General features: G+C 66.4%; 5 protein-coding genes and 2 tRNA genes. All 7 read left to right on the forward strand.

Translation table 11 applies throughout. The annotated features are described in order from the left end of the window. On the forward strand, positions 1-434 hold a 434-nt coding region (locus AB3X43_RS16525; protein ID WP_369430959.1), incomplete at its 5' end, for an SPOR domain-containing protein. 8 nt (positions 435-442) lie between these two features. After that, positions 443-973 carry a CvpA family protein gene (locus AB3X43_RS16530; RefSeq protein WP_369430960.1) on the forward strand — a complete coding sequence of 177 codons (531 nt, stop codon included), beginning with the start codon at positions 443-445 and terminating at the stop codon, positions 971-973. 90 nt (positions 974-1063) lie between these two features. Beyond that, entirely contained in the window at positions 1064-2584 is a 1521-nt protein-coding gene (purF, locus tag AB3X43_RS16535) for an amidophosphoribosyltransferase (protein ID WP_369430961.1), read from the forward strand. 42 nt (positions 2585-2626) lie between these two features. Next, positions 2627-3871, forward strand: coding sequence for an O-succinylhomoserine sulfhydrylase (locus AB3X43_RS16540; RefSeq protein WP_369430962.1), 1245 nt, complete (start codon positions 2627-2629; stop codon positions 3869-3871). Then, positions 3868-5262: a glutamate--tRNA ligase gene (gene gltX / locus AB3X43_RS16545; protein WP_369430963.1), complete on the forward strand. Its 1395-nt coding sequence runs from the start codon at positions 3868-3870 to the stop codon at positions 5260-5262. Before AB3X43_RS16540 ends, gltX begins: the two co-directional genes overlap by 4 nt. Before the next feature lie 45 nt (positions 5263-5307). After that, a tRNA-Ala gene (locus AB3X43_RS16550) sits at positions 5308-5383 on the forward strand. Between the two features lie 35 nt (positions 5384-5418). Continuing rightward, a tRNA-Glu gene (locus AB3X43_RS16555) sits at positions 5419-5494 on the forward strand. Positions 5495-5541 lie beyond the last annotated feature (47 nt).

Here is a 5541-nt window from a genome sequence, read left to right on the forward strand (position 1 = left end):
AGGCCGACAAGCTGCGGGAGGCTGAGCAGGCTCGGGAAGCGGAAAAGGTCCGACAGGCCCGCGCAGCCAGGAAGGCCAAGGAAGCCAAGGCCGCCCGTGAAGCACAGGACGCCCGCGATGCTGCCGATGCACGGCGCGAAGCAGCCGCCCGCAAGGCCCGCGATGCCAAGGCCGCCAAGTCGGAGGGCGATGGTGAGAAGACCCGCCGTTACGTGATTCAGGCGGGCTCCTTTGCCGAGGCATCGGCGGCACGTGACCTGGGGCGCCGCATCGGCAAGCTGGGACTGGATTCGCACGAGCAGCATGTCGAGACTGCAGCTGGATCAGCCCGCACGCGGGTGCGGCTGGGACCGTTCAATTCCAAGGAAGAAGCCCTGCGTGCCGCCGCACGCCTCAAGGCGGCCGGGCTCAACGCCGCGGTGCTGCCGCTCTGAAAGTGACCATGCTCGGTGACCTCGGCTGGATCGATCTGACAATGCTGGTGGTGCTGGGCTTGTCGGTGGTCGCCGGGATGTTGCGCGGGCTGGTCAGCGAGGTGATGTCCCTGGCGGGCTGGGTGGTGGCGTGGCTGCTGTCCCAGGCCTGGGCGCTGGATGTGGCCGCAGCACTGCACATCGGCGAGCCGGGCGGGCAGATTGCGCGCCTGTCCGGGCTGGTGATCACCTTTGTGGCGACGCTGCTGGCGTGGCGGGTGATCACCTGGCTGCTGCAGCAGGTGATCCATGCGACGCCGCTGGCGCCGCTCGACCGGTTGCTGGGTGCGGCGTTCGGTGTCGCGCGAGGCGGGCTGATCCTGCTGGTGGCGGTGATGATGCTGGGCCTGACGCCGATGGCTAGCCAGCCGTCCTGGCAGGTGTCGGGCGGGGTGCGCTGGCTGACGGCCGCACAGGCGGTGCTGGCGCCGTGGCTGCCCGGAGACTGGCGACCGCTGCCGGGCAGCGTGCCGGAGCCGGCGGCCTCGGCACCGCGCTGAGCCGCGACGAATACACGAAGCACGAACGAGGATGACCGTGCCATCCGGCCCGGTGTCCGTTGGGAATTTCTTGAAAAGATGGAGTGAGCGATGTGTGGCATCGTCGGTGTGATTTCCAAGTCACCAGTGAACCAGTTGATCTATGACGCGCTGCTGCTGCTGCAGCACCGGGGGCAGGACGCCGCGGGCATCGTCACGGCCATGGGCACGAAGTTCTTCATGCACAAGGCCCGCGGCATGGTGCGCGACGTCTTCCGCACCCGCAACATGCGCGCGCTGCCCGGCACGCTCGGACTCGGTCAGGTCCGCTACCCGACCGCCGGCAACGCCTACAGCGAGGAAGAGGCCCAGCCCTTCTACGTCAACGCGCCGTTCGGCGTGGTGCTGGTCCACAACGGCAATATCACCAACGCCCATGCGTTGAAGAAGGAGCTGATCGACATCGACCGCCGCCACCTGAACACCGAGAGCGACACCGAGGTGCTGATCAACATCCTCGCCCATGAGCTGCAGGCTGCCGCGCACGACATGCCGCTCACGCACGTCGAGGTGTTCAAGGCCGTCAGCGCGGTGCACCGCCGTGTCAAGGGTTCCTACGCCGTGGTGGCGCTGATCGCCGGCTACGGGCTGGTGGCATTCCGCGATCCGAACGGCATTCGCCCGCTCTGCCTGGGTTCGGCCGAGGTGTCAGGCCATGGCACCGAGTGGATGGTGGCCAGCGAATCCGTGGCGCTCGAAGGCAATGGCTACCACCTCGTGCGCGATGTGGCGCCGGGCGAGGCGCTGTTCATCACGCTCGATGGTGCGCTGCACAGCCGGCAGTGCGCGGTCTCGCCGTCGCTGAATCCGTGCGTGTTCGAGTTCGTGTACCTGGCGCGTCCGGACTCGGTCATCGACGGCATCTCGGTCTACCACGCCCGCCTCAACATGGGCGAGACGCTGGCGCAGCGCGTCATCAGCACGATGCCGCCGTCCGACATCGACGTGGTGATCCCGATTCCCGAATCGAGCCGGCCTTCCGCAATGCAGCTCGCGCAGCGCCTGGGCAAGCCCTACCGAGAAGGCTTCGTCAAGAACCGCTACGTCGGCCGCACCTTCATCATGCCGGGCCAGGCCACGCGCAAGAAGAGCGTGCGCCAGAAGCTCAACGCCATCGGCATGGAGTTCAAGGGCCGCAACGTGCTGCTGGTCGATGATTCGATCGTGCGCGGCACCACCTCGCGCGAGATCGTGCAGATGGCCCGCGAGGCCGGTGCGAACAAGGTCTACATGGCCTCGGCCGCGCCGCCGGTGCGCTACCCGAACGTCTATGGCATCGACATGCCGACCTCGACCGAGCTGATCGCCCATGGCCGCACGATGGACGAGATCCGTGACTACATCGGCTGTGACGCGCTGATCTACCAGGATGTCGATGCGATGAAGCGCGCGGTGTCGTCGCTGAATCCGTCGCTGGCGGGGCTGGAGGCGTCCTGCTTCGACGGGCACTACATCACCGGTGACGTGACCGCGGCCGATTTCGAGGCAATGAAGACCCAGCGTGCCTCGCAGCCGCAGGACGAGGATGCCGGCGACCGTGGTCGTCTGGCGCTGCCGAATCCGACCGCCTGACCGCCTTGCCTGGAACCGTTCCCCGACTTCTGGAGATCTGCCATGCGCAGCCGTGACCACACCGACCCGAAGCGCCTGCCGCGGGTGGACCTGCCCGCCGATGCGCGGCTCGACACCCTGGCCGTGCGCGAAGGCCTGCCGACGACGCCCTGGGGCGAAAACTCCGAGGCGCTGTTCCTGACCAGCAGCTTCGTGCACCCGGATGCGGCCACTGCGGCAGCCCGCTTCGCGCAGGAAGAAGAAGCGTTTGTCTACAGCCGCTTCACCAACCCGACGACCATGATGATGGAGCGCCGCCTGGCTGCGCTCGAAGGCACCGAGGCCTGCATCGCGACGTCGAGCGGCATGTCGGCGATCCTGCTGATGGTCATGGGTTTGCTGAAGGCGGGTGACCATGTCATCTGCTCGCAGAGCGTGTTCGGCTCGACCATCAAGCTGCTGCAGGGCGAGTTCGGCAAGTTCGGCGTGCTGACCACCTTCGTGTCGCAGACCGACGTGGCGGAATGGCGCGCGGCCGTGCGGCCGGAGACGAAGCTGCTGTTCGCCGAGACGCCGAGCAACCCGCTGACCGAGGTCTGCGACATCCGCGCGCTGGCCGAGGTAGCGCACGCCGCGGGCGCGCTGCTGGCGGTGGACAACTGCTTCTGCTCGCCGGCGCTGCAGCGCCCGGCCGACCTGGGCGCCGACCTCATCATCCATTCGGGCACCAAGTACCTCGACGGGCAGGGCCGTGTCGTGGCTGGCGCCATCTGCGGGCCGGAAGCGATCATCGACGGCAAGTTCATGCCGGTGATGCGCTCGGCGGGCATGTGCCTGTCGCCGTTCAACGCCTGGGTGGTGCTGAAGGGGCTGGAGACACTGTCGATCCGCATGGAAGCCCAGGGCGCGCGGGCGCTGAAGCTGGCCGAGTGGCTGGAGGCCCAGCCGCAGGTGGCGCGGGTGTTCTATCCCGGTCTGCCGTCGCATCCGCAGCATGCGCTGGCGATGGCGCAGCAGAGCGGCAATGGCGGCGCGGTCGTCAGCTTCGTCGCGCGCGGCGACACGCCCGAGCTGGCCCGCACCAATGCCTTCGCGGTGATCGATGCGACGAAGATCTGCTCGATCACGTCCAACCTCGGCGACACCAAGACCACCATCACCCACCCGTCGAGCACCTCGCACGGACGCCTCACCGAAGCGCAGCGCCTGGCCGCCGGCATCACGCAGGGCATGGTCCGCGTCGCCGTTGGCCTGGAGCATGTCGACGACCTGAAGGCCGACCTCGCGCGTGGCCTCGCCCTGATATGACACAAGTCCGCACCCGTTTCGCGCCGTCCCCGACCGGCTTCATCCACCTGGGCAACATCCGCTCGGCCCTGTATCCATGGGCCTGGGCGCGTGCCACTGGCGGCATCTTCGTGCTGCGCATCGAGGACACCGATGTCGAGCGGTCCTCGCAGGCGGCGGTCGATGTGATCGTCGAGGGGATGAAATGGCTCGGCCTGGACCACGACGAAGGGCCGTTCTACCAGATGCAGCGCATGGACCGCTACAAGGCGGTGCTGGCGCAACTGGTGGCGCAGGGCTGGGTCTATCCCTGCTACATGGCCATGGCGGAACTCGACGCGCTGCGCGAGCGCCAGATGGCCAACAAGGAAAAGCCGCGCTACGACGGCACCTGGCGGCCGGAGCCGGGCAAGGTGCTGCCGCCGGTACCGGAGGGTGTGAAGCCGGTGCTGCGGTTCAAGACGCCACAGGGCGGTTCGGTGGTCTGGGACGACAAGGTCAAGGGCCGCATCGAGATCAGCAACGACGAGCTGGACGATCTGGTCATCGCCCGCCCGGACGGGACGCCGACCTACAACTTCTGCGTGGTGGTGGACGACATCGACATGCAGATCACCCACGTGATCCGCGGTGATGACCACGTCAACAACACGCCGCGCCAGATCCATGTCTTCCGTGCGCTCGGTGTCGAGCCGCCGGTCTACGCCCACCTGCCCACCGTGCTGAACGAGCAGGGTGACAAGATGAGCAAGCGCCACGGGGCCAAGCCGGTGACCCAGTACCGCGACGAGGGTTATCTGGCCGATGGTGTGGTGAACTACCTCGCGCGTCTGGGCTGGAGCCACGGCGATGACGAGATCTTCAGCCGCGAGCAGTTGATCGAATGGTTCAATCTGGACCATCTGGGCCGCAGTGCCGCGCAGTTCGACGAGGCCAAACTGCGCTGGGTGAATGCGCAGCACATGAAGATCTGCGACAACGCGGTGCTGGCGGATCTGGTAGCCATGCAGTTCGCCAGCCGGGGTCTGACCGTGGCGGCCGACGAACGGCTGGCGGCGATGTGCGCGTTGTTCAAGGACCGCTGCAGCACGACCGTCGAGCTGGCCGACTGGCTGTCGGTCTACTTCGTCGATGTGCAGCCGAGCGATGCGGATCTGACGCAGCATGTCAACGACGTGTCGCGCCCGGCGCTCACCGCGCTGCGCGATCGGCTTGCCGAGCTGCCGAGCTGGGACGCGCCGTCGATCAGCCAAGCCATCAAGCAGACCATTGGCGAGCTGAAGGTGAAGATGCCCCAACTGGCGATTCCGCTGCGGGTGCTGGTGTGCGCGCGGACCCAGACGCCACCGGTCGATGCCGTGCTGGCCTTGTTCGATAAAAATACCGTGCTCAAACGCTTGCAAGGTATCTGAATTCCTTTCATAATCGCGTTCTCGCTTGAACAACGAAGCGCCCGAGGGGGTATAGCTCAGCTGGGAGAGCGCTTGCATGGCATGCAAGAGGTCAGCGGTTCGATCCCGCTTACCTCCACCATCACAGCGCTTCGTAGTTCGTCGAAAAAGTTTGATGACTCCTTCGTCTAGAGGCCTAGGACACGACCCTTTCACGGTCGTTACAGGGGTTCGAATCCCCTAGGAGTCGCCACTGCGGAGTGGTAGTTCAGTTGGTTAGAATACCGGCTGTCTCTTATA

The organism is Sphaerotilus sp., from assembly GCF_041083715.1.
In the GTDB taxonomy this organism is placed as follows: domain Bacteria; phylum Pseudomonadota; class Gammaproteobacteria; order Burkholderiales; family Burkholderiaceae_C; genus Sphaerotilus.

Excerpts from the sequence above, each read along its gene's own strand:
- AB3X43_RS16530 (WP_369430960.1), top strand. The coding sequence starts at position 443 with ATGCTCGGTGACCTCGGCTGGATCGATCTGACAATGCTGGTGGTGCTG.
- purF (WP_369430961.1), top strand. The coding sequence starts at position 1,064 with ATGTGTGGCATCGTCGGTGTGATTTCCAAGTCACCAGTGAACCAGTTG.
- AB3X43_RS16540 (WP_369430962.1), top strand. The coding sequence starts at position 2,627 with ATGCGCAGCCGTGACCACACCGACCCGAAGCGCCTGCCGCGGGTGGAC.
- gltX (WP_369430963.1), top strand. The coding sequence starts at position 3,868 with ATGACACAAGTCCGCACCCGTTTCGCGCCGTCCCCGACCGGCTTCATC.